General features: G+C 34.7%; 36 protein-coding genes. 1 reads left to right on the forward strand and 35 read right to left on the reverse strand.

Annotation, left to right across the window (positions count from 1 at the left end; all coding sequences use genetic code 11):
• Positions 1–10 precede the first annotated feature (10 nt).
• The 23 genes from Ami3637_RS16580 to Ami3637_RS16680 all read right to left on the reverse strand — a co-directional run bounded on the left by Ami3637_RS16580 (position 11) and on the right by Ami3637_RS16680 (position 15,937).
• Positions 11–340, reverse strand: coding sequence for a hypothetical protein (locus tag Ami3637_RS16580; protein ID WP_162363540.1), 330 nt, complete (start codon positions 338–340; stop codon positions 11–13).
• Between the two features lie 14 nt (positions 341–354).
• Entirely contained in the window at positions 355–720 is a 366-nt protein-coding gene (locus Ami3637_RS16585; protein WP_162363541.1) for a DUF2577 family protein, read from the reverse strand.
• The gene (locus Ami3637_RS16590) at positions 721–1,731 is read right to left on the reverse strand and encodes an XkdQ/YqbQ family protein (protein ID WP_162363542.1); all 1,011 of its coding nucleotides are present in this window, start codon (positions 1,729–1,731) and stop codon (positions 721–723) included.
• Between the two features lie 2 nt (positions 1,732–1,733).
• Positions 1,734–2,156, reverse strand: a complete 423-nt coding sequence (locus tag Ami3637_RS16595; RefSeq protein ID WP_162363543.1) for a phage portal protein — start codon at positions 2,154–2,156, stop codon at positions 1,734–1,736.
• A 16-nt stretch (positions 2,157–2,172) separates the two neighbouring features.
• Positions 2,173–3,834 (reverse strand): hypothetical protein, encoded by a 1,662-nt coding sequence (locus tag Ami3637_RS16600; RefSeq protein ID WP_162363544.1) that lies wholly within the window; start codon positions 3,832–3,834, stop codon positions 2,173–2,175.
• Positions 3,835–4,065: 231 nt separating this feature from the next.
• Positions 4,066–4,503, reverse strand: coding sequence for a hypothetical protein (locus tag Ami3637_RS16605; RefSeq protein WP_162363545.1), 438 nt, complete (start codon positions 4,501–4,503; stop codon positions 4,066–4,068).
• A gap of 17 nt (positions 4,504–4,520) precedes the next feature.
• Entirely contained in the window at positions 4,521–4,937 is a 417-nt protein-coding gene (locus Ami3637_RS16610; protein WP_162363546.1) for a phage tail tube protein, read from the reverse strand.
• Between the two features lie 22 nt (positions 4,938–4,959).
• Entirely contained in the window at positions 4,960–6,051 is a 1,092-nt protein-coding gene (locus Ami3637_RS16615) for a phage tail sheath C-terminal domain-containing protein (protein WP_162363547.1), read from the reverse strand.
• 14 nt (positions 6,052–6,065) lie between these two features.
• Positions 6,066–6,509 (reverse strand): phage tail terminator family protein, encoded by a 444-nt coding sequence (locus tag Ami3637_RS16620; RefSeq protein WP_162363548.1) that lies wholly within the window; start codon positions 6,507–6,509, stop codon positions 6,066–6,068.
• Between the two features lie 12 nt (positions 6,510–6,521).
• A complete protein-coding gene (locus Ami3637_RS16625; RefSeq protein WP_162363549.1) occupies positions 6,522–6,926 on the reverse strand; it encodes an HK97 gp10 family phage protein in 405 nt (134 codons plus the stop codon).
• 9 nt (positions 6,927–6,935) lie between these two features.
• Positions 6,936–7,268 (reverse strand): phage head completion protein, encoded by a 333-nt coding sequence (locus Ami3637_RS16630; protein WP_162363550.1) that lies wholly within the window; start codon positions 7,266–7,268, stop codon positions 6,936–6,938.
• A gap of 11 nt (positions 7,269–7,279) precedes the next feature.
• Positions 7,280–7,570, reverse strand: coding sequence for a head-tail connector protein (locus tag Ami3637_RS16635; protein ID WP_162363551.1), 291 nt, complete (start codon positions 7,568–7,570; stop codon positions 7,280–7,282).
• The gene (locus Ami3637_RS17155; RefSeq protein ID WP_202931066.1) at positions 7,557–7,715 is read right to left on the reverse strand and encodes a hypothetical protein; all 159 of its coding nucleotides are present in this window, start codon (positions 7,713–7,715) and stop codon (positions 7,557–7,559) included. Before Ami3637_RS17155 ends, Ami3637_RS16635 begins: the two co-directional genes overlap by 14 nt.
• Positions 7,716–7,725: 10 nt before the next feature.
• Complete coding sequence (locus Ami3637_RS16640; protein WP_162363552.1) at positions 7,726–8,904, reverse strand: phage major capsid protein; 1,179 nt, start codon at positions 8,902–8,904, stop codon at positions 7,726–7,728.
• A 79-nt stretch (positions 8,905–8,983) separates the two neighbouring features.
• A complete protein-coding gene (locus tag Ami3637_RS16645; protein ID WP_243158053.1) occupies positions 8,984–9,496 on the reverse strand; it encodes an HK97 family phage prohead protease in 513 nt (170 codons plus the stop codon).
• A complete protein-coding gene (locus Ami3637_RS16650) occupies positions 9,486–10,628 on the reverse strand; it encodes a phage portal protein (protein ID WP_202931067.1) in 1,143 nt (380 codons plus the stop codon). Before Ami3637_RS16650 ends, Ami3637_RS16645 begins: the two co-directional genes overlap by 11 nt.
• Positions 10,629–10,723: 95 nt before the next feature.
• Positions 10,724–11,980, reverse strand: coding sequence for a terminase TerL endonuclease subunit (locus tag Ami3637_RS16655; protein WP_330586950.1), 1,257 nt, complete (start codon positions 11,978–11,980; stop codon positions 10,724–10,726).
• A complete protein-coding gene (locus Ami3637_RS17750) occupies positions 11,977–12,441 on the reverse strand; it encodes a hypothetical protein (protein WP_243158055.1) in 465 nt (154 codons plus the stop codon). The genes Ami3637_RS16655 and Ami3637_RS17750 overlap by 4 nt, the downstream gene beginning before the upstream one ends.
• Positions 12,416–12,985 (reverse strand): hypothetical protein, encoded by a 570-nt coding sequence (locus Ami3637_RS16660; protein WP_202931068.1) that lies wholly within the window; start codon positions 12,983–12,985, stop codon positions 12,416–12,418. Before Ami3637_RS16660 ends, Ami3637_RS17750 begins: the two co-directional genes overlap by 26 nt.
• 314 nt (positions 12,986–13,299) lie before the next feature.
• The gene (locus Ami3637_RS16665) at positions 13,300–13,671 is read right to left on the reverse strand and encodes an HNH endonuclease (protein ID WP_162363553.1); all 372 of its coding nucleotides are present in this window, start codon (positions 13,669–13,671) and stop codon (positions 13,300–13,302) included.
• A 284-nt stretch (positions 13,672–13,955) separates the two neighbouring features.
• Complete coding sequence (locus Ami3637_RS16670) at positions 13,956–14,513, reverse strand: tyrosine-type recombinase/integrase (RefSeq protein ID WP_162363554.1); 558 nt, start codon at positions 14,511–14,513, stop codon at positions 13,956–13,958.
• Positions 14,514–14,691: 178 nt separating this feature from the next.
• Positions 14,692–15,678, reverse strand: coding sequence for a tyrosine-type recombinase/integrase (locus Ami3637_RS16675; RefSeq protein ID WP_162363555.1), 987 nt, complete (start codon positions 15,676–15,678; stop codon positions 14,692–14,694).
• 34 nt (positions 15,679–15,712) lie between these two features.
• Positions 15,713–15,937 (reverse strand): helix-turn-helix transcriptional regulator, encoded by a 225-nt coding sequence (locus tag Ami3637_RS16680; protein ID WP_243158056.1) that lies wholly within the window; start codon positions 15,935–15,937, stop codon positions 15,713–15,715.
• Positions 15,938–15,998: 61 nt separating this feature from the next.
• Here Ami3637_RS16680 and Ami3637_RS16685 point away from each other — a divergent pair, with 61 nt between their 5' ends.
• On the forward strand, positions 15,999–16,268 hold the full coding sequence (locus Ami3637_RS16685) for a CRISPR-associated protein Cas2 (protein WP_162363556.1): 270 nt from the start codon (positions 15,999–16,001) through the stop codon (positions 16,266–16,268).
• Here the strand turns inward: Ami3637_RS16685 and Ami3637_RS16690 are convergent.
• The 12 genes from Ami3637_RS16690 to Ami3637_RS16745 form a co-directional block, all read right to left on the reverse strand.
• Complete coding sequence (locus Ami3637_RS16690) at positions 16,231–16,422, reverse strand: hypothetical protein (RefSeq protein ID WP_162363557.1); 192 nt, start codon at positions 16,420–16,422, stop codon at positions 16,231–16,233. The genes Ami3637_RS16685 and Ami3637_RS16690 overlap by 38 nt on opposite strands.
• Before the next feature lie 33 nt (positions 16,423–16,455).
• Positions 16,456–16,728, reverse strand: coding sequence for a hypothetical protein (locus Ami3637_RS16695; RefSeq protein WP_162363558.1), 273 nt, complete (start codon positions 16,726–16,728; stop codon positions 16,456–16,458).
• Positions 16,729–16,746: 18 nt separating this feature from the next.
• Positions 16,747–17,277: a hypothetical protein gene (locus Ami3637_RS16700; RefSeq protein WP_162363559.1), complete on the reverse strand. Its 531-nt coding sequence runs from the start codon at positions 17,275–17,277 to the stop codon at positions 16,747–16,749.
• 32 nt (positions 17,278–17,309) lie between these two features.
• Positions 17,310–17,495, reverse strand: coding sequence for a hypothetical protein (locus Ami3637_RS16705; protein ID WP_162360752.1), 186 nt, complete (start codon positions 17,493–17,495; stop codon positions 17,310–17,312).
• Positions 17,496–17,514: 19 nt separating this feature from the next.
• Positions 17,515–17,907 (reverse strand): hypothetical protein, encoded by a 393-nt coding sequence (locus Ami3637_RS16710; protein WP_162363560.1) that lies wholly within the window; start codon positions 17,905–17,907, stop codon positions 17,515–17,517.
• Between the two features lie 62 nt (positions 17,908–17,969).
• Entirely contained in the window at positions 17,970–18,479 is a 510-nt protein-coding gene (locus Ami3637_RS16715) for a hypothetical protein (protein ID WP_162363561.1), read from the reverse strand.
• Entirely contained in the window at positions 18,476–19,363 is an 888-nt protein-coding gene (locus Ami3637_RS16720; RefSeq protein WP_330586722.1) for a DUF4373 domain-containing protein, read from the reverse strand. Before Ami3637_RS16720 ends, Ami3637_RS16715 begins: the two co-directional genes overlap by 4 nt.
• Before the next feature lie 35 nt (positions 19,364–19,398).
• Positions 19,399–19,773 (reverse strand): hypothetical protein, encoded by a 375-nt coding sequence (locus Ami3637_RS16725; RefSeq protein ID WP_162363563.1) that lies wholly within the window; start codon positions 19,771–19,773, stop codon positions 19,399–19,401.
• Between the two features lie 30 nt (positions 19,774–19,803).
• Positions 19,804–20,022 carry a hypothetical protein gene (locus Ami3637_RS16730; RefSeq protein ID WP_162363564.1) on the reverse strand — a complete coding sequence of 73 codons (219 nt, stop codon included), beginning with the start codon at positions 20,020–20,022 and terminating at the stop codon, positions 19,804–19,806.
• Positions 20,023–20,052: 30 nt separating this feature from the next.
• The gene (locus Ami3637_RS16735; RefSeq protein ID WP_162363565.1) at positions 20,053–20,244 is read right to left on the reverse strand and encodes a hypothetical protein; all 192 of its coding nucleotides are present in this window, start codon (positions 20,242–20,244) and stop codon (positions 20,053–20,055) included.
• A 12-nt stretch (positions 20,245–20,256) separates the two neighbouring features.
• Positions 20,257–20,649 carry a single-stranded DNA-binding protein gene (locus Ami3637_RS16740; protein WP_162363566.1) on the reverse strand — a complete coding sequence of 131 codons (393 nt, stop codon included), beginning with the start codon at positions 20,647–20,649 and terminating at the stop codon, positions 20,257–20,259.
• The gene (locus tag Ami3637_RS16745; protein WP_162363567.1) at positions 20,642–21,625 is read right to left on the reverse strand and encodes a ParB/RepB/Spo0J family partition protein; all 984 of its coding nucleotides are present in this window, start codon (positions 21,623–21,625) and stop codon (positions 20,642–20,644) included. Before Ami3637_RS16745 ends, Ami3637_RS16740 begins: the two co-directional genes overlap by 8 nt.
• Positions 21,626–21,633: the final 8 nt, after the last annotated feature.

Raw genomic sequence — 21,633 nt, forward strand, 5'->3', positions numbered from 1 at the left:
ATCTTTTCAACTATTTCACGTTTAACCTCTGACTGAATGAATCCCATGGGTAAATCTCTACGCCCATATACTTAAAATATGAAACTCCGAACTCAGTATCTTTATAAACCTTATATTTATCCAAAGCGGTTCGGAGTAACAATTTTACATACTCTTGAATTTTTTCTGCTGTAGAAACAGCCTCCACAGGCTTTCCATTTGCTATTTTTACGGTTGCTTTGCCATCTATATTATTAAAGTCCATCACCATTACTCTACCAAGAGTGGTAAAGTTTGAGCCTGTACTCGTTTCTTCTATTGTTTTATTGACAATAGAATCTATATCTAGCGTAGGAAACATTTATACCACCCTTTCTATAACTTTGTTATCTTATCTACTATAAACCATTTAGTGCCATCCGAACTATGTTGTAATAATACTAAATCACCTATATTTAAACCAATGGAAAATGTAAGGCTACAATCAGTATTTATATTAATGCTGTGTGAATGTTCTTGTTGTGTGTCTGTACTGGCAGTAAGCCGTATACTGGCCTGTTTATCGTGACTTAATAGACTGTTGCAGCAATACAACTTATCTTTTCCTAAAATCACATTATCATCTAATATCGAGACTTTAATATCCGGCAATCCTGCAACCACCCTACCAACAATATTGCCTATAGGTTTCTCATTATCCCTTTTTTTAAATTCCTTTGCTAAGTCAGTCTCATATGCCATTTACATCACCTTACTTTCAACTGTTAAGCTCATTTTATGTATTTTATTACTATAGTTGTGGGTTACATCCTTAACTAAATAAGCACCTGAAAGTTTTGTTAGAGGCTCCGTAATATAGAGTATTCTTCCACTCAGTACTCTATCATCACCTAACAATTCTATTGAGGTACTCTCTGTGATCTTATTTAATTCAGTAAGCTTATTTTTTGCAATATTATAGGCTTGTGGAAAATCTTTACTATCCACACTTACATTCTCCTGTAATAGACCATACTTGGAAATGCTGGCAGAATCTTTTACTAAAGCTTTAACACCCAGATCACTTTCCTCTGAAGAAGTAACAATAATACTGTTTCTCATATCTCCTATGCTTCGTTGCTTGGATACACTCCCTATAGCTTTACCAACATCAAAAGCAGGTGTATTATATGACATTTGATAAGTTGCATTAATGACTAAATCAGTATGCTTAGCAATGAAAAGCTTTCCCTGCTTCATTTCTGCCTTGTATTTGATGCCAAGTTCATTTGTGGCTTGCTCCAATATATCCAGGAGGATTTCCGCAAAGGTTTTATCTTTGTAAATTGCATCTATTTTAGTACTTATGTGAGGAATACTATATATTCCAATATTTAGTTTTTGGCACAATCTCGTAATAGCCTGTGAAGCAGCTTCTTTATTAACTTGGATGGGATCAGTTTTACTTTTATTCATATAGAACATATAGTCATACGCTGTATAGCTCCTGCCAGTTCTACCCTGTATATCTTCATCTGTAATAATCCCCCTGAATACTTCATTTCCATTATTGGTAAGTATGGTTTTATCCCCTACCTCAATAACATCATATCCTGCCAAATACTTTTCATCGGAATGTGCCTTACTAAAGGATAGCTCCACGCCTAAAGTATCTAAACTATCTTTCCAGCTTAAGCTACCGATTATGGGGGTTATATTGAATGTTTTCCCAGTATTCTTTATCAGGGTAAGTAAATAATTATCAATTGCCATAATTACACCACCAGACTAACAAATTTATACTCTTTAACCTCTAAGGAATAGTTTATATTGCCATTTCTGGCTTCAGAATAAGTAAAGTTATCTACTGTGCAAGGAATATTTAATATTTCCTTACCAGAGGAACTGGTAATAATCAACCTTAAGGGAACTCGTTTTGCTCTCCACTTCTTAAAAAAATCCACATAGGACCATCCATCGGAGCTGCTCCCCTGCTTCATAAATGCATATTGCCTAACCGGAAAAAATGAAGCTATAGAAAGAGTTCTAAGTCCTATATCTCCAATTAAGTTAAGGACTCCATTATTAATCGTTGTAAACTCTTCATTATTTTGTGTTTCTGCAATGGATACCTCGCTTGGGACTATTGGTAGTACCTTAATTTCTTCGTTATTATTGGCACTAAAAACAATGTTCATAAACTACACACCCTCTCTACGCCATATTTGCCATTGCCATTTGGATTTTTCTACTTATCCTTTCACCAATGGTATCAGCAAATTCCTCCTGACCTATAAATGAATCAATATGTATGTTAATTTGCATACTTCCGCTACTGCCACCGTTAACAATTCTATCCGCTTGTTTTACAAGCTGTTTACTTCTAGGGTTATTTTGCTTTAGTGGTATAGCTATTTCAGCACCAGCTTCACCGAAAATGGATGGCTGTGTTGCAATACCTCCTGTGGCATAACCTTTCATACCAGCTTTTACGGCATTAACCCCAAAACCTACAACACCTTTAAAGCCTTTATAAAGTTCTCCTATCACGGGGATTCCTTCTATTTTTTTATTCAGCCAACCTAATTTATCTCCCATCCATGAAAAGAAACCTTTTATTTTTTCTTTTGCAGCTGTGAAAGCTCCGACGATTGCTTTTTTTATTCCGCTAAACGTGCCTTTAATCTTTTGCCATAATTCACTCGCCTTGGCTTTAATTTTATCCCAGTTTTTCCAAAGCAGAATACCTATGGCAATTACTGCACCAATTATAATAACTAACCAGCCAAATGGACTAACAACAAGTGTACCGTTTAACAAAAGCATGGCTATCCTCACAACCTTAATTACTCGCACTATTGCCATACCAATTTTAACAGCTATCATAAAACTACCTATAACAATTAAAATATTACTAATGGCTGTTTTATGAGCCTTAATGAAAGTAAAAATAGATGTAACTACCCTAATGACGGTTTTTACCGTCTTGGTAATCTTTTCTCCAATCCTCTGTATGGTTCCGTCACTTTGCCACTGAGTCAATTTATCAGCAAGTATCTGGACTTTACTCTTTAATAATTCAAGCAAACTCCCTTGTTTTATCGTTCCATCATTTTGCATCCCTAATATGTTTGCAAGGGATGTTTTAGTTACTCCAGTTATCGTAGACCACATACCTTTAGTGGTTCCGGCCAATTTATCTGCACCGCCTTTGTACTTATCTTCCATCAATTGCATCAATGCCTGATTAAATTTTTCTTGATCTACAATCTGACCTTTATTGTTTACAACCTCTTGGTTTGCAAACATCTGACCTGCTTTTTTAGAAATCATAGTTTTGGTGATACCAAACTCTTTAAGCCTTTCAAGTTCTCCTGTCTGTGCATCAATGATGGCCTCTGTTGCCTGTATTACGTCTTTATTGGTAGCACCTGCCATGTCTGCTGTAATTCCGCCCCATTTCTTAGCACTCATGCCCATTCCCTCAAATTTGCTGGACATTTCAACGATACTGCCTGTTTCAAATGGTGTTTTATTTGCAAGGTCAACAGACCATTTCATTATTTGACCTGCTTTTTTTGCTGATTTGGTAGCAGTTTCAAGCTGGGTTCTAAAGCCTTCCATGTCTACCGCTTCTCCGAAACCAGTCTTTAATGCCATTGATGTGCCTATGGCTGCCATTCCTGCTGCTACTTTAGCTGATTTTCCAACCATTTTATCAAAACTCTTTGCAGTTTCTTTTCCAAATTTACTAACGGCATTATTGGCTTGTTTGGTCTCCTTTTCCAATTCTTTGGTTTTTGATACAACCTTAAACATTGGTTTGCTTACTTGGTCTTTTAAACTTAAAATTATACCAATAGTTCTGCTCGCCATTGAACCACCTCACCTTAAATAAAAGAAGGCTATAAATAGCCTTCTAAATATTAATTGATTTTAATTTTTCCTGATCATACTTTGCTTGTAACTCTATATTGAATAACATACTTTCAATAAAAAAACGCTTTTCATAGTACTGTAAATTCAATAAGTAATCAAGCTTATGTCCTTTGTTGAGGTAGTAACTAATCCAGTATAACTGCCCACCTTCATCGTCACTACCTCTTATTAGTTTTTTATTATATTGTCAACCTCTGTTGCAAGACGGTCTCCATCAAAAGCCTCTTTTATTTTTGCTGCTAATTCCAGTGTGCCTTCCACGCCACAAATTTTGACTACTACATCAGTGGGTTCAGTTACTTCAAAGGCTTTCTGCAACTCTTTGTCTTGCATGAATTTACAAGTAGCATATACAAAATCCCTGCTGCTTTCAAACATTTTGCTACTGTCCTGCCCAGTATACTTGCCATTAGAATCCCACTCTATGGCTCTTGCAGTATCATCAATATACCTAAGTAAATCATACTCAGATGGCCTGTTAAACGGTATCAGGTCTCCGTTTACTTCCAGATTTACAACCATCTTTCTATTCTTATACCTTTCAACAGATTTTTTAATAAAATCGTCTAAAGTAATGTTTTTATCTGTATTACTTATTCCACCCATGGTTAACCTTCTTTCTTTTAACCTGCGGTTTGCAGTATTTCAAAATCCTCAGCCTTAAATGGTACTTCGATTTCTTGAATTTTCTTTTCCTCAAAATCGCTTAATGTGAGTTCGTCAAAAGTAACTCCTAAATAAGCAATTCTCTCCGTTTTTCCTGTGGACTGGTTCATTGCCTTTCCCACTATTTTAATATCCGTTATAACCCCTTTTTTGTAATCTTCAGCAACAAGGGCTAACACTCTGCTGTCAGTCTTTCTCATTTTTATACTGCCGGAAACGGAGTATCCCATAGGCACCTGGGTAGTTTTCATTCCATCTGGAACCTCTTCCCAGTTTATTTCCATTTTTGCCTCAAACTTACTTACTGCCTCCCAGAGCTTATCATTTACCCAAATCCTACCGTTTGAGCCATTCCAATACTTATTTCCTTCCATTTCATAACCCTACCTTTCAAATTTACATTGAAACTACCATACTGAAATCTTCCATTGCATTTAGGATTTTTACATCTGCCTTTATATAGACCTGCGTTCCCACGGTCATATCAAGCACCTTTGCATCATCCCAAGTTGCAACAACATCAGCACCATATTTAGGCACATTAGCCATTCTCTGAGCTTCAACATCAATTCTAGCGAGGTTATTATAACTATCATCAAGCAGGCCCTCTTTTTCTAATGCCTTGAAGTAGCTATTAATCGCTCCGATCAGTAAGTGCTGATTGTCAGAACTGTTTTTATACTTACCTTTGTAAGAGTCTTTCCAAGTAGTGATAATGTCATTGTAAATCAAATCTTGGGTTTCAATAATCATTATGTGCTTAAAATCATCCGTAACACCATCACCAGTAGTTATTAGGCTGTTTACACCCCTTGCCACTCTAACAATGCCCTCATCATTATATAGTACAAATTTGCCAGTATTCACTGCTGACGCTAAATCTACTGGCTCTGTTACTGCTTTTAAATCCGTAAATGAGTAGGAAATTGCACTCCTTGTAAGTGGTAGCCCTGCCAACATACCGATTAACCGTGATACAAACTTTTCTCCTGTTACTTTTCCTCTGGCATCAGTAAAGGTAACATCAGAATTTGCAAAGTTAACAACATGAATATCATCAGTTGTCGTTGCATTATATACAACACACTTATACTTTTTCTTCTCACTGGTATTAACAGACTTAATCCAGGTTGCCAATGCTGTCTGATCTGCTGCTTCTGCTTCAGCTAATCCAATCCAATCCATTTTTTTACCTTTTATCTTAGCAAGTATGTCCGGCAATGTTCCTGCAACATTTCGTCTTGCTACAATTAATTTAGATGGAATGCCAGCTAGTACATCTTTTATGTATTGCAAGTTAGTAGCTGTATACTTTTTAATTTCATTACTTGTCAAATCGTCAATACTCGTGTATTCTACGAAATCAAAAGTCTTATCTGTATCATCCGATATAATAAGACACGCTACACCTCTGCTGCCTCTTTTTACAGCACTGGTTCCAAGTCCTGTAAATACAAGTGACACATTTGGTAGTCCTATATCTGCCATTTTCTTACCTCCTATTATTTATTTACATTTTCCTGTAGTTCAATATCTCCCATCAATTCTCTATCATCAGTGATGATTAAGTCCTCATACAGTTCAAGGTCAAAGGTAAAATGCAATACACCGTCTACGGTTTCACTTTCACACTCATGAGTTTCAATTATAAAACCACTTTTGGTAGTAATATTACCTATTAAAAATAGGTCTACTAATTGCCATTGAATATCAAGTATTTCAAGCCTATATTTTTCTCTATCCGATGGAAAAAACAATATCCTGACTGGTATGCTCCTGTCCTGAGCTGTATTCATAAAGTTGCTTGAACTAACACTATCAAAAGTCACTCTAAATGATGGCCGAACTAATCCTTTTTCATTATCTGAGGCCTGTATTTTAATTTTAGGAAAATGACCTCTTACTTTATTAACAATAGCTTCATGAATTTCACCATATGTAATCATATAACCACCACCTTACAGCCCACAATTATCAAGTAAACCGTCAATCCATTTTAAGGTATCTGTTTCAAATGTACCCTCAAACTTTGACTCTGCACTTTCCAAAAAGTGTACGCCCTCTTTAAATCCATGTTCTGTACCATTTTTGTCAACAATTCTATGACCATTATTTAATAAGTGACCGGGTTTTCCTGCATAAACCCTAATTGCTAAATCACCATTATATTTATATGCCTTTCCTTTTTTAATACTTTTAAAAAGGCCTCCTGTTCTTTTCCTTATCTTACTTTTAGCTTCAGACAAAGTAACTTTTTTCAAGTCAGTCCCTTCTTTTCTCAGGAACTGTTTTGCATGGTTCCCTTTATTTAAAGTTAAAGCAGCAGAAATTAAATCCTTTGAAAGGTCATCTAAAGTATCCACCAGCTCCTCCTATTCCATAATTAAACTGCAAAATATTTCTATTCTGTCTCTATATTTATAATTAGGGTTAAAGTATTTAATATCATACCTTTGCGCCTTAAATATAAAGTACATGTCGTTGGATAAGTTTGAAATAGAATTGGACCTGATTACAAATTTATGAGAAATATCTGCATGAGTGGTATTTCCTTCACCGCTCAAAAGGCTCCCCCCACTTGGAGTTATTTCTGCATATATACTTTTTAGTTTTTCATAAATATAATCATCTTCACCAAGTGCATTAATATAGTCTTTTTTTCCATAAACATCAATTCTGCAATTTAATCTACTACTTAAACTCATACTACTCCCCCTTATAGTAAATTAGTTGAATGCATACCTAAAACCGTTTCAACAACTTTATTTAGGTTATTCTTATCTACATATAGAGTTCTATTATCATACATATCCTCAACTAGAATATAGACCACAATTACAAAATCTTCATGTGTATCTATGTCAGATAACCCTGTATATGATTTAATAAAGCTTTTAGCAATATCCAATAGATTTGTAATTGTGGTTTTTTCATTTTCTGTTAAATCATCAATTTCAAGTCTTAAATAATCAGCAATTTCTTTATTTGATATTTCACTTACTTTCATCGGACTTCACATCCTTGTCGCTTACTTCTTCTATGTAACCGGCATTTGTGAGGTCTTGGAGTATAAACTCATCATTACACTCTAAAACCTCACCTTTAGACATAGAAAAAGCGCCAGAAAAATTAACTAACGCTTTAATTTTCATATGTTACCTCCTAAACAGCTTTCATCTTTAATGCTGAAATCTTCTGCCCATTTTCGATTTTTGAATCAAGTTCAACCCAAGCAACAACCCCAACAGCGTGCTGAGTAGCAAACTTTTCTCTTAATACTTCAATACTTACATCCTCTGATAATTTTACTGCCAACCCACTCATGTCACCATAATAAATTGCAGTTTTTCCAGCTTCCATAGTTGGCATATTTGCAGAAGTGTATACATCTTTTCCAAGTAATGTATATCCCCACTTAGCAGTTACATCTTTATTTAAAAGATAATTGCCCTCAGAATCTTTTAACTTTCGGATTGCTTTTCGTGTTGTTTTATTCATTATCCAAATTGCAGCGTTTTGATATGTATCTGGGACTTCTTCCTGAACATCAATAAGTTCGTCTGCTGTAACTGCTGAAGAAGCAGCTGACGTTACAACCTGAGTTACCATAGATAACCCTGTGACTTTATCTGTTGTTCCATTTAACAACTCTTTTTCAATCCACACAGCAATAGAGTCTGCCATAGCATTAATAACAAATTCAACAATATTAAACTGAGAATTGTTTATTAATGATTTTGATACTTTACTTAGGGCCCCAGCTAAGAATCCTTTTAGCTCAATACTTTTAAACTTTCCACTTTTTGATTCAAGCTCATTAAATTCCGTAGCGTAAGCCATTGTGATTGACTGAGTTGACTCATCATAATATGGAATAGACAATGTTCCGCCCACATTATATCTTGTAGCAAGGCTGTAAATCGGTGAAATATCAACAACTTTTTTTATGATCTTATTTGCAATAGAAGCTGGTATTACAGCCCCATTATCGCCAGTAGTTAAATTTACATCAGCTCTTTCCTCAGGAGCCACACCTCTTAAATAAGATTCAAACGCTCTAACTTCTGCCTCTTCTTTTGTTTTATTCTTATCTTCAGGTTCATCTTTTCCCCTGTTTTCAATTATTTCTAGTGCACTAGCACGTTTTTCCGCTGCTATAGTCTTATCAATAGCAGCAATTTCTTTTTCTAAATTGTCAAACTTAGTAACTTCATCTTCAGTTAAGGCTCTTGTTTCAGACTTCGCACCCTCCACAATTGCTTGTACCTCTGCAACCTTATCATTTCTCTGTTCTTCTAAGCTTTTTAAGTTAGCTCTAAACTCAGCAATACGTTTTACCATTTTTTTTCTCCTTTTATCTTCTTAATTCTGTTTTCATATTTTGAATAATCAATATTTGTTTTATTAGACTCATCTACAGTTACAGCTCTAAATTCATCCCCCTATGCTCTGCAACCATTTCTTTATCTGCTCTTTGCTCTATGGATGTTCCTATATAACATGGTGACATTCTGTCATCAATTATAGATACTTCAAACATATCAAGTTCCTCAACATGCCTTCTAGGTATGTCATTAGCTCTTTCTTCTAAGGTTCTCTTAATTGTGAACATCCCAAAAGACCAACCTTTTAATTTTTGCTCTCTGGCCTTTTGAACTACTTCCGCATCTGTTACTGTACAAATTGCTCTAAGGCCTATGTTGTCTTCAAATAATTCAAGGTTTTTATCCGTTGTAGAGCCAAGCTTTCTATTTTTGTTATGGTTAAGCAATAAATCAACATTTGGCGCTCTCTGTAAAGCTCTTTCAAAAGCTCTAGGTTCAATCTGTTCTACACATTTACCATCAGCAGTAATAATAGGTCTAGAATCTCTACCAACGGCATTTACATATCCGTCGAGCAATACGCAATCGCTTCTAATTTCAATTCTCAACCTCTTCACCTCCTTTTACTTTTTTTAAATTTGTTTTCATGTTTGTATTAGCTGTATAAATTTCATTTGTTGTAGGATCATATAGCACACTATCAAGCCCCAACTTAATCCAATTTAGTCCCAAGGCTGGAAGATTTTCCATGAACCTCACTTCATCTATTTGCATAAAGTTAGATTCAAGAGCCGTTTTATAAGCATCATAGCGTTCTTTTATATCCCCTTTCAGCATTTCCTTAGTATCAAAGGCATAATAAAAAGACTCCTTTTCTTTTTCAAGTAAGTAGTCTCTATTAAGTGCACATTCTATTGTTTTTATTACTGGTAATGCTGCCATTTTAAATGCCTTTGTGTAATCTGCATTTGTTCCTGTTCCATTTATTACACTAGCTGGCATTGTAAACAATTTATACAGCTCTGTAGAATTAGTTTCTTTATTTTCATTAAGCTGCATTTCTACTGACGTATTACTTGATTCTTGAAATTCTAATCCGTCATTAAGCACTACAACATTTTCACTATTGTTACAGTATAATCTTTGCCAAGCTACTTTAAGCATATCTATTACTTCTTGCGTTAGTTTTTTGGTTGATTTTAAAAAGCCTTTTTTATTTCCACCTTTTTTTACTAAATTATCTTCAAATTTTAAGGTATTTATTGCTACGCTTAATATTAATGGGCTTTCTTCAATTATACTGTGACCTTTAGCACCATCTTTAGTATTCCTTAGAATTTTTATAAATTCATGGGGTTCATACAGCTTACCGTTAACACATATGTTGTAATTTTTAAAAATTGGATCAGTATTTTTATTTACACTAATATAAGTTTCGTCAACATAATGTAAACTCATATATTTATTCCCTTGCTTATTAATATAAGCGTACCCGCCCTTTCCAAGGAAATAATCTGCTATTATTGCTCTCCAAAACTGTTCCGCATTTAATGTATCACCTGTCTCATTGTTTAGTATTTTAACCCGGATATCATTTTTAATTTCAACAGCTTTACCATCTTCATTCTTATAAAGCTTTATTGGTAACATGGTTACTATATCAGCAATAAATTTGATACACCCTTTCACACTTGGAATATTGAGAGCATCAGCTTTACTACACTCACTATTTCCTAACAATGCCCTTAACAAAGTTTCATCTACTGGATTTTCATTTGCATTAATCGGATCAGCTCTTGTCTCATTTCTCTTAAAAAATTTAATAATAACACCTCCTAAATTACTTGTACGGTAAAATCATCTACCCCAAACAGCATTTCTTGCTGTAACAAATAAGTGGCATTGATTAACCCGACTACTTGGTCAACCTTGCCACTTGATTTCTTTTTATTAACATATTTATTTTTATTTGTATCTTCAGTGCACTTAGCATTTTGAAAATTAATTTCAAGCATTAAGTTTTCATCATAATTAAATTTCTTTTTTAAAATATATTCTCTTAATAATTTTGTTGGCATATGAAGAACAGAACTGTGTTGCTTAATTTCAACGCACTCATATCCCGCCTTTTCTAATTTCTGTACTGTACTTATAGCATTCCATCGGTCATATCCAATTTGCTTAATCTCAACACTATATTTATCTTGGATTCCATTTTTACCAGTTTCATCTTCACCAATAATAAAGGTTTCAATAAATCCATAATCAATTACTTCATCACCACACTCAAAGCATGCACCCAGCTTTATAAGCTTGTCATAATCCACATCTTCTTTTTTAGTTTTTATACGTTTTTTATCCTTAGGTATAAACCCCCATACTTTAGCATGAATAAATCCAAACTCATCTATACATATCATTGCCACACAAACATTATCATCTGACATGGATAAATCTATGCCAAGATAAACAGTTCTGCCTTTCCAAAATTCTAAGTTTTCCTTTACTTTGCATGGTCTGACTTTAGTAATTTCAATATACCCCTCAACACCAAGCCCTTTATACTTAATATTATTATGTTTACATAGGTAATTTTCACGCTTGTTCTCATAAAGGACTGCCATCTCTCGCATTTCTTTTATTGCTTCAAAGATGTATTTATGTGCTACTGCAACTGGATTACTTTGATAAATAACCAAATCTTCTGTCTGCCAGAGGTCATCCTGCATATACTTTTCATCCGGCTCATATAATAATGAAAATCTCCGCTTGTTCTCTATTAAGCCATCAAGTACCTTTTTAGAAATATCTATTTCATCTATCATACCATTGTTGTCATTTGGGTATTGTGTAGAAATTATAATCCCAAGCTTGTTAAACAATGTGATTTGTGATGATCTCATGGCTTCAATTGGATAAGAGTCCATAGCCCCCGCTTCGTCCGCTAAAAAAGCATTAGCAAGTTTACCATCCATTCTATCCTCTGAATAAGCAAGCGGTATATACTCACTGTCTGTTAATACACATCTTATTTCACTTCGAAGCACTTTAAAAATATTTTCTTCTGCAAGTAAAGGGCTTGATTTTATTATTTTTTAAGTGCTACCTTTAATTCTGATGAAAGTTTTAAATCTGGAGCAACAGAAAAGAATCTCGAAAATTGTTGATCAGTAAGAAGCAATAAAATAAAAATAACTGCTGCATTAAATGTCTTAAAATTCTTTCTTGAAATTTCTAGTACAACGGTTGTGTAATACCGTATGTCCAAATTTTGTGAATTTCTAAGCTTGGTACATAGTGCAGCCACTATTAAAAGCCATGCGTAATCTTCTAACCCTTCATCCATAGTACATCTTAAATCTGGATGAATCATTAAATGAAGCAGACTTTCAATCTTTTCAAAAGCCTCATCATCTATGTAGGCTTCAGGATGATTACCGTCTACAATGTCAATCCAATCTTTAGCCTGTTTTTTAACATAAATAGGTACTTTATTATTGCCATTTTGTATACACCATGTGGCATATCTATACGCCTTGCTGTTTACGACCACCTCGTAACACCTCTAATATTTTATTTTCTTTGTTTTCCTCTTTCTTAGGAATACTCTTCAGTGCTGCTGCTATAGTCATGAGATTTTCTTTTTCTATATCCAGAATCATTTTTCGCTTAGCCTGTACCTGCCTATCTAAATTTATAATTGATGATTGTATTGCATTCTTATGCTTATAGTAAGTGCTTAAGGACATTTCATCTTTAGAAATAAGATCATCTTTATCCTCAGTGAGTTCCTGTAAGTCATTGTAGAAAGATTCTCGTTTTTCTTCAAAATCCTTACATTCGGCCTGAAGCATACAATATCTATTAATAACAGGCTCATATATGGCATCATTCTTTTTTATTTTTTTCAGCAGTTTGTTTACCCTTAAAAACTCTTTATGGGCTATTGGATTATTTGCAACCTCAGGGCGTTCTTTAATTTCTACTCCTGTAGCAAGTGATTCCTCTGCGTTTTTCCTTGCGTTTAATTCTGCTTTGGTTCTATGGGACTTGCCTTCTGTCACAAGTACTTCATATGATTTTGCTGGTGTTGGCATATTTAACTCTCCTTTCCTAGAATCTTTATGAAAAGTTGATGTGGGAATTTTTTGTTTAATTAGGTGGGGCTGTGGTATCCACGAGCTTCAATTTTTTATCATTGACACCCTGGGGGGATGCTTATCACGTTGCTGGACTAAGTCCACCTTGCTCAACACTACGTTCAACTCCACTTGCTAAATCAATCCCTACATACGCAGGAATTAACTTGCCACTACACTTATCACATAACCTTCCATCCATTGTTTTCATTTTGCGCTTTGGATATGGCCCTGAGATTTTACCACAGTCTAAACATATATATGCGTTTATATTATCTGTCATTGTTCTCCCTCGCTATCTTTAAAAGTAATTCCCTTGGTATCTCTCCACGCTCTGCCTTTTCATGGTACTCTTCTGATAGAGTGATAAGGTTATCATCGTCAAGCCTTAAATCCCAATCCTCTTCTATCGGTATGATGTGATGGGCTTCTAAGTTTGTATATACATATCGTGGTGGATTCTCTCTTAATGCTAATTGACAAAGGTATTTATCCCTCTCCTTTATCTGCAGTGCTTTTTCTCTCCACTTCCTCGACCATCTAAACTTATTCTTGTCATTGGCTTTCTTAAACCTCTTAGGTTTCTTTCCACAATCAAACTTTGTATCATGGATTCTTCCACAATAAACACATGATTTTTTCATTTCATCCCTCAATTCCATTTTTGAGTAAAAGTGACATATCTTAAAATTGTGTAATGTTTTTAAAACACCCTTAATCTATAATAAATTCAAGGCTTTAGAGCATTTTAAAATATTAAATGTTACGTTCTTTCATTGTGTAACGTTTTTTTGATTTTTTATAAAAAAAGATATTTTTAAATATCCTTTTAATAAATATAATTGCTCTAAACAATCTAATATTTTCAATGTCTTTCAGACTCACAATTTATCAGTATCATGTTTCAATTTTTCAATATGTAACATTCTTAGTACAATTTAAAACCTTTCAATTTATCGTTCATTACATCCTGTGTAATCCCTATATAAATTAAGGTTACATCAACCGACGAATGATTAAATATCATCTTTAAAGTTACAACATCTTTAGTCTGCTGATAATAATGATACCCCATTGTCTTTCTTAAACTATGTGTACCAAAATTGCCCTGCAAACCTACAGCTCTAGCTGCATCTTTCAAAACCTTATAGGCCCTTTGTCTACTAATAGGCTGATTGTAACCTTTTTGACTTTTAAAAATATAATCATTATCTTCTAAGTCATTCTGCTCAATATATTCATTAGCAGCTTTTTTCAAGATAGGATTAATTAAAAGCTTAGTCTGCTTTTTAGTTTTCTTCTCTCTGAAATAAAAATAATCTCTGTTATGAAAATCTTTAACCTTTAGATTTAAAATGTCAGAAATTCTATATCCTGAATAAAACCCGGTAAGAGCCAGAATATAGTCTCTTTCATTTTTACCTCTAAGATAATCTACAAAATTACTAATATCTTTTGTACTTCTAATTGGATCAACGCTATTCATCTGACCTCACCTCCTTTTTAAGCAATAAAAAAGACGGAAAGTTTTTCTTTGCTTTCTGTCTCTCTACGTTTTACCACTATACACAATATATCATATAAATAGGTCGTACTACTATCAACTTTAGAGAAAATATGTATTCTTTATACCTATTTATCCTTAATATCAGTATTAGTTTTTATTAAATTACATACTTTTTATGGCTCGCTTTTAGATTTTCCTGGGCACTTTGAGCATATATCATCGTTGTGTCAATCTGTTTATGCCCTAGCATTTTCTGAACTTGTTCTATAGGCATTCCCCTGTTTAAAGCTATTGTCGCAGTAGTTCGCCTAAACCTATGAGGATGAACGTTGTTTACCCCTGCCGTTTTGCCGACCTTACGGACTATATCCTCTATAGCCGATTCTCCAATGCGATTATACGGCTTTCTTGACCTTACAAATAATGCCTCATTATTATCTGTGCGCTCCTGAAGATAATTGTTTAAGGATACTACTGCCCTTGCATTAAAATATACAACTCTTTCTGTTTCACCTTTACCAAATACGATACATTCATCATTTATAATATCCTGGCGATTTAGTTGGACTATTTCTCCCACTCTCATTCCCGTACTTAAGAGGGCATCTATAACGGCTAAATCTCTTTTTCTCTCTGATGCACGCCTCAGCTTCTCAATCTCTATTTCTGTAAAAGGCTTTTTAATCCGCTTTTCCTTCTTAATGGCCTTTATTCTTAGTGTGGGATTTTTGATTATGTACTCTTCCGCTGTCAGCCATGCATAAAGGCTGCGCAATACACGCAGATCATTATCCTGTGTGGTCTTCGACACTCTGTCCTGTATATCTCTTTTTGCTATATACATTCGAATATCATTGGTGGTCACTTCTAAAAGAGGTTTTCCGATTATCCGAAGAAAAAACCGTAATACCCCTTTATAGCTGCCTATGGTTCGCACGGTGCAACCTTCAACTTTCTTTGCAATCAAGAACATTGCTATCAGCTTTTCATTTTCTTGGATTGATGGGATTATAAGGCTTGTCTCTTTTTTACATATCTCATAACCATCTAATGCTAAATAAAGCATATTTCTAAGGTTACTCGCTGTATCTGTACCAAATTTTTCGATAACTCCGGCCATGAATTTATTTATTACTTCATCCATAACCCCATCCTCCTTTCTTTACTCCGTGCAGATTTTAGTTTAGTGAACTATCGTTCCCCAACGTTATAGATACTTTTAATGCTTTAAAGACTTTATCTGCACTTTCTACACTCATGCATTTACTCCCTTTTTCCCAATAGACTATTGACCTTTTGGTCACGCAAGCCATATCTGCTAATTTTTGCTGTGATATGCCTTGCCGTTTTCTTTCTTCTAGTAAAATCTCACCCAAATTCATGATTGACACTTCCTTTCCCATTGGATATAATAAAATTAATCGGTGAACTCTTGTTCTTATTTTTATATGAAAGGATATATTTATGGCTACATCTAAAATCATTACTTATGATCTCTGCAAAAGTGGAAAAAACTATGACGATTTGTATAAATACCTTAAAGCTTACTCAGTTTGGGCACGTATTACTGAATCAACTTGGTTTATCTCAACAGATAAAACTTGCGTAACTATTCGTGAGGAAATAGATAAAATAATTGATTCAGATGATAGAATTTTTGTAGGGGAATTAACCGGTACTGCTGCTTGGCGAAATGTTATATGTGATTCCGACTATTTGAAAAAGAATCTTTAGAATTGCAAGAGCCACCACTATGCGTGGCTTTTTTTATTATCCTTATCTCAATTACATTTTCATCTAAGATTTCTTCTATTTTTTTAGCAACATCACGTACTGATTGATGCTCCATATTGAATCCTTGAATTTCCTCATCTATAATTAATCTCATACACAATCTCCTTTCATTTGCACCGTGCGAATTTTAGTTTATCTGTTGTTCATTTTCTTTTGAATTTATATCAATATCATATCTTTTCCCATTGAAACACACATAATTAGTGCCGTTTTTTCTTGTGTGTATTTTTAAGGGCTTGCTCATATCGATTCCCTTATAATCGCATTGATAACGGACATAAGCTTTTGTAGGTGGGATATTCCACTTGTCAAATAATGATACTGATACCACTTTAACTATCTCTCTTTTAAACTTGACAGGTCTTATATTATCGTTTGAATATCTATTATATTCGCCCATTTACCTACCCCTTAAATTTTAATTTTCTTGTTTACGCAACTCTGGTTGCAGATATTTCTCAAAGAAGTTACATATCACTTGCGCTCTAAGCGGATAGTCCATTTCTGTTTCAATATTTTCAGAACTAATCCCTGAATATAATGCAGTATCTACTTCACGATAAAAGCCTTCTTCTGTATTTGACTCAATATCACTAATTTCATCAACAAGATATTCCTGCTGCGATGTAGGTAATTGTTCAAACGCAAACGACTCTCTTATATTTTCAATGGTTTTTCTTTTGCTTTCCTCTAAATTTAATACATTCCTAGATGATATCTTATCCATAAGGTACCATTTATCAATTCGAGCCATAAGAGCTTTAAACGGCTCTGATTCTGTCACGCTCCATCCATATGAAAACGAGCCACAATCTGATTCTATTGATAATACATAAGTATCGTGGTTAAGGAGGAATCTCGCCCATGTACAGTTGATATATAAATCATCATTCTTATCCAAACGGAAACAGTATTCTGTTGTCCTTGGTTCTCTTACTCTAAGTTTCATGCATATCTCCTTTTCTGCTTCTCAGCTAAATTCTACTTTACTTTAGTTAACCCATCTAATGCATAACCGCCTCTGTAATTCTCCAACATTACGCATACTGTTCCGCATAAATCAAATGGTTTACTTCTTACTACAAATTCAATCCCTTTGTTTTTTTCTGACACTCTATAGTTGTCATTCATAACAACCTTATCTCCAACTGAAATTTTGTTATTCATATTTAATCCTCCAATAATTCTAACTATCCTTTTTACCAAGTGCGCTAATGATTTCAACGTCATCCTTGTCAAAATTCATACCTGCATTATTATCGTAATCTTTTGACTCCCAATCTCGCTCAAATCTTTCTCTATCGTCTATATAGGCACCAAAGTACCCATCCTGTTCCATAAGGTAAAAGGCTTCTTTTATCTTTTCGTCTGCTTCATCACCCCATGCGATAAGCGTATAACCTTCTCCGAAAACAGCTTCTCCAACAATTACTTTCAGTCCGTCCAGTGTGTTATAATATTCCATCATTTCTTTAACGTCTTTGTTGGTTAATTCTCCTATCCAACTTTCTTGTAAAGCCTTTTCTCTAAGTTGCTCTGATGTTTTATTTCCAGTCTTTAATATTGCTTCATAAAACATATCCATCCTCCATAAACCCTAACTGTTGTCTATCGTTCAAATTACATACCTCCTACTGGAATTTATACAATTTCCCTTTCATCTTTGTAGAACTTGGCTCTTAGCTTATTATTGTCAATCCGCAGCCCTCTTTCTTTTGCGTACATGTGCCTTGCTGTTGCTAAATACCTGTAGGCACTAGCAGTGGAAATGCTTAATTCAGCACAGCATTTAATCACTCTGTTAGTAATGTCATTTCGTTCTATGGGTTTATCCGGCTCAAACATATAAACCATTTCTATTACCTGCCAAATTAAATCCCTATAACTCAAATCACTCTGCTCAATTCTTTTTTTAGTATTTTCAACAGCGTAAAGGTCTAACAAATCTGCCTTATATGCCTCCATCTGCTCTTCTACTTTAACTATTTGCGCTTCTGTAGGTTTGGAAACATCAGTACTGCAACTCTCAGATTTTTCTAAGCGTTCCATAATCCGTGCTCCAAGTTTTCTTTTGTACTTTTCATAACCGCCTACACTGGCATAGAACCTAAAAGCTGCTGTGATATAATCACGGACATTGTCATTCTTCATTTTTCCACCTCCAAACTTTTATAATATAGGCCCATCTTTTTCTTTAATTCTTCCGGCATTGGAACTGACTCTATCGGCTTTGATTCTATCTCGCCAACAACTTTTCTCTTTTTAGGCCATTTATCCTCTCTTGCAATTTTACATATTAGAGCATAATGGCTCTGATATAATCTAGTTGCATTCTTTAAGTATTCAGATACCTTATTAATCAGATCATTATAATTTTCAAATGTAACTGATAGTTCGTTTAATTCTGTTTCAGATAATTCCACATTGGCAAAGGAACCTAAAAGAGTGGAGTGTGGAATTGTGAGGCTCTCCTCACTTTCCTTTTCTTTACTTTCCTTTCCTTTCCTTTCCTTTGTGTAGTTTCTTTGTAAATTAACTGGGTTATTTTGCAAAGAAATGAGGTTATTTTGCAAAGTTATATTTTTAAAGGTAAGCTTTTTAGAAATACTTGCTGGGACATCTTTTGGATTATTGATGTCAAGCAGCCAGTATTCCGCTATCATTTCGATACTATCACGGTTGGAGACAGCCCTTAAGTATCGTCTTTGTATTCCACGAGAAGTCAGTATCCCGAACGCATTAAACACCCCTTCATCAAAGATTGAACGTCTAATACACCCTTTTACAACTTCATCTATGAAAGATGGGGTACAACCACAAGCAACAGTGTCTACCATCAAAATGCAATCGTCATTATCCCATTCTTTGTAATATCCATTTTCGCCATAGCAAGCACACCATAAATTAAGTAATACTAAAACTCCTTTGGCTCCAAATTCTCCCCTTATAAGCTTTACCTTTTTATCTTGCAAAGAACCCACATCAAGTGAAAAATAATCAATTCCATCTTTGATAGGGCGTGCCAATTTTACCACCTCCAAATATTTATAAAGTTTTATAGTTAATCGTTCTAAATCACTTCGACATCAGGTCTAAACATTTCCCCCATGCCATCGTCAAACTGAACGTATCCGCTTGGCGTTATTCTTGTAATTTTATGTGGTATTTTACTATCCCAACTGTTTTTAAAATAACCACCTCCAGAACGAATAATTTTAACTGTATCTCCCACCTTAGCACCTAATCTTGTTAATTCTTCGTCTAATAATTGTGCCTCATAGTGTGATATATCAATTTTGTCAGAAGTAACTGTCATTTCTCCTTCTGGGGTTTTTATAATATATAAATCTGGACTATTTCCAGTATGTAGATAGTCGCAATAATATCGATAGCCTTCAAACTCGCAACCCGAAAATTCGCCCATTAATATTTTTACTTTTTTCATAACATTCCTCTCTTCTTTTACAGGTTAATCCTAAATTTTATCGAAAAATCCAATTTGATTTCCAAATTGAATTACAGAGCTAATTATAAGATACAAGTCCTGTCCCCCAATCCCACACATATTGAATGTTACAGTAGCATCTTCTGCGCCCACATTTTCCCTTATCTCTACCATAAATCCCTTTTCAAAGCTTTTCTTTTCTCCGTCCTCATATTCTACTGTAAAACTCTTTATATCCTTATCTTTCATATTGCATACCTCTCAATTTCAACTTCCTTATTACTTCAATCCTCTGTAAGCCCTTGTAACACTATCTTTTCTAACCTTTTCACAGCAACAGTCCACAAATACCTGTTTTTTAATAAGTTCTCTCCGTTCTGTATTAGCAGTTGCAAATGATATATATTCTGCACATTTGCCATGGCACCCAACATATCTGTCAGTACAGCCCTTGCACGGACTATTAATCATATGTACTACCTCCTAAAATGGAATATCACCATCATTTTCGCTGAAACCCTCTGGTATACCCTCCATACTTGCGGTACTTTGCTTATTATCTCCCCATTCAAGAAATTCCACGTTATTAGCCACAACATCCGTAGTATATACAGTCTGTCCCTCTTTATTTTTGTAGCTGCCTGTCTGGATTCTCCCCTGAACACCTACGAGTCTGCCTTTTTTAAGAAATCTCTCACAATTTTCAGCCATTTTACCAAACACGGTTATCCTTGGAAAGTCAGTCTGCTTTTCTTTTCCCTGGCCAGTAGGTCTATCAATCGCTAATGTAAAAGTAGCAACTGCCATTTGTGTACTAGGGGTATATCTCACTTCGGGATCACGAGTAAGCCTCCCAATAAGAACCACACTATTCATTTTCTTTACCTGCTCTTTCTTCACATTTAGCTGCTAAAGTTTCTAATTCTAAAGCCTCGGCCTCAGTTATAAATCTGCACAGCTTAATTAATTTTTTTAAAGTGTCTTTTGCAAAGACCTCATTAACCTGTTCTGTGTAATCATCTGATTCAGGCTTATTGGGTTCAGCCGGAGAGTTATCTTGCAGTACTTCATTATTAGCAGCTTTAGGCAAGCACTCAGGAAAGTCTTTAATATCCATTTGGCCTTCCAACTCTTCCTCTACTATACAATCAGGCTCTTTAATTTCTTCCATATCCTCAACGGCATTAGCTGTAAGCTCACCTGTCTGTTTATAACTTTCGTATAAGGCGTTCTGCTTCTTATCGTCAAGCCCTGCAACCTTATTGGCTGTTGAAGTACTTATATTCCCTGCTGCATACTCTTCCATAAAATTTTCGTTCAGATTTTTTTCAATGTTTGAAAGAGTACCCACTTTAGTTTTATTCGTATTTAACAAAGAGGCTATTATATCCTGCTTTTTACCGGGTAGTTTTTTATCTTTTTGATACTCCGTCAAAAGTTCACGGACCCTTTTCATTTCTAGCATTTTTTCATAGTCAGTTCTGTCACGTTGGGTGGAATTTGTAAAAAGCAAAATGAGTTCATTGCGGATATTGTCACCAGATTCTTCTACTTTGCAAGGCATCATTTCATATTCTGTTTTACCCTCAGATACAAGCTTAAGCACCGCACATCTTCGCTTGTGCCCTGCTATAACTTCATATTCATCTGTTCCGGCTATAGGTTTGACAACCGTATTTTGTTGTAGCCCTACAAGTTCAATAGACCTTGCAGTATTTTCAATTTCTGCATCATCTAAATGATAGAAATTTTCTTTATCAGGTGCAGGTCTTAACTTATGCACACTGATTTTTACAGTCTTAAAATCGTTCTTTATCTCTTTTCTGCTTTCATCATTTAGAAATTTATTCATATCAAAAG

The sequence above is a fragment of the Aminipila terrae genome (genome assembly GCF_010120715.1).
In the GTDB taxonomy this organism is placed as follows: Bacteria; Bacillota; Clostridia; order Peptostreptococcales; family Anaerovoracaceae; genus Aminipila; species Aminipila terrae.

Coding starts and splice junctions, on each gene's coding strand:
- Ami3637_RS16580 (WP_162363540.1), bottom strand. CDS start 340: ATGTTTCCTACGCTAGATATAGATTCTATTGTCAATAAAACAATAGAA.
- Ami3637_RS16585 (WP_162363541.1), bottom strand. CDS start 720: ATGGCATATGAGACTGACTTAGCAAAGGAATTTAAAAAAAGGGATAAT.
- Ami3637_RS16590 (WP_162363542.1), bottom strand. CDS start 1,731: ATGGCAATTGATAATTATTTACTTACCCTGATAAAGAATACTGGGAAA.
- Ami3637_RS16595 (WP_162363543.1), bottom strand. CDS start 2,156: ATGAACATTGTTTTTAGTGCCAATAATAACGAAGAAATTAAGGTACTA.
- Ami3637_RS16600 (WP_162363544.1), bottom strand. CDS start 3,834: ATGGCGAGCAGAACTATTGGTATAATTTTAAGTTTAAAAGACCAAGTA.
- Ami3637_RS16605 (WP_162363545.1), bottom strand. CDS start 4,503: ATGGGTGGAATAAGTAATACAGATAAAAACATTACTTTAGACGATTTT.
- Ami3637_RS16610 (WP_162363546.1), bottom strand. CDS start 4,937: ATGGAAGGAAATAAGTATTGGAATGGCTCAAACGGTAGGATTTGGGTA.
- Ami3637_RS16615 (WP_162363547.1), bottom strand. CDS start 6,051: ATGGCAGATATAGGACTACCAAATGTGTCACTTGTATTTACAGGACTT.
- Ami3637_RS16620 (WP_162363548.1), bottom strand. CDS start 6,509: ATGATTACATATGGTGAAATTCATGAAGCTATTGTTAATAAAGTAAGA.
- Ami3637_RS16630 (WP_162363550.1), bottom strand. CDS start 7,268: ATGAGTTTAAGTAGTAGATTAAATTGCAGAATTGATGTTTATGGAAAA.
- Ami3637_RS16635 (WP_162363551.1), bottom strand. CDS start 7,570: ATGAAAGTAAGTGAAATATCAAATAAAGAAATTGCTGATTATTTAAGA.
- Ami3637_RS17155 (WP_202931066.1), bottom strand. CDS start 7,715: ATGAAAATTAAAGCGTTAGTTAATTTTTCTGGCGCTTTTTCTATGTCT.
- Ami3637_RS16640 (WP_162363552.1), bottom strand. CDS start 8,904: ATGGTAAAACGTATTGCTGAGTTTAGAGCTAACTTAAAAAGCTTAGAA.
- Ami3637_RS16660 (WP_202931068.1), bottom strand. CDS start 12,985: ATGCCAACACCAGCAAAATCATATGAAGTACTTGTGACAGAAGGCAAG.
- Ami3637_RS16665 (WP_162363553.1), bottom strand. CDS start 13,671: ATGAAAAAATCATGTGTTTATTGTGGAAGAATCCATGATACAAAGTTT.
- Ami3637_RS16670 (WP_162363554.1), bottom strand. CDS start 14,513: ATGAATAGCGTTGATCCAATTAGAAGTACAAAAGATATTAGTAATTTT.
- Ami3637_RS16675 (WP_162363555.1), bottom strand. CDS start 15,678: ATGGATGAAGTAATAAATAAATTCATGGCCGGAGTTATCGAAAAATTT.
- Ami3637_RS16680 (WP_243158056.1), bottom strand. CDS start 15,937: ATGGGAAAGGAAGTGTCAATCATGAATTTGGGTGAGATTTTACTAGAA.
- Ami3637_RS16685 (WP_162363556.1), top strand. CDS start 15,999: ATGGCTACATCTAAAATCATTACTTATGATCTCTGCAAAAGTGGAAAA.
- Ami3637_RS16690 (WP_162363557.1), bottom strand. CDS start 16,422: ATGAGATTAATTATAGATGAGGAAATTCAAGGATTCAATATGGAGCAT.
- Ami3637_RS16695 (WP_162363558.1), bottom strand. CDS start 16,728: ATGGGCGAATATAATAGATATTCAAACGATAATATAAGACCTGTCAAG.
- Ami3637_RS16700 (WP_162363559.1), bottom strand. CDS start 17,277: ATGAAACTTAGAGTAAGAGAACCAAGGACAACAGAATACTGTTTCCGT.
- Ami3637_RS16705 (WP_162360752.1), bottom strand. CDS start 17,495: ATGAATAACAAAATTTCAGTTGGAGATAAGGTTGTTATGAATGACAAC.
- Ami3637_RS16710 (WP_162363560.1), bottom strand. CDS start 17,907: ATGTTTTATGAAGCAATATTAAAGACTGGAAATAAAACATCAGAGCAA.
- Ami3637_RS16715 (WP_162363561.1), bottom strand. CDS start 18,479: ATGAAGAATGACAATGTCCGTGATTATATCACAGCAGCTTTTAGGTTC.
- Ami3637_RS16725 (WP_162363563.1), bottom strand. CDS start 19,773: ATGAAAAAAGTAAAAATATTAATGGGCGAATTTTCGGGTTGCGAGTTT.
- Ami3637_RS16730 (WP_162363564.1), bottom strand. CDS start 20,022: ATGAAAGATAAGGATATAAAGAGTTTTACAGTAGAATATGAGGACGGA.
- Ami3637_RS16735 (WP_162363565.1), bottom strand. CDS start 20,244: ATGATTAATAGTCCGTGCAAGGGCTGTACTGACAGATATGTTGGGTGC.
- Ami3637_RS16740 (WP_162363566.1), bottom strand. CDS start 20,649: ATGAATAGTGTGGTTCTTATTGGGAGGCTTACTCGTGATCCCGAAGTG.
- Ami3637_RS16745 (WP_162363567.1), bottom strand. CDS start 21,625: ATGAATAAATTTCTAAATGATGAAAGCAGAAAAGAGATAAAGAACGAT.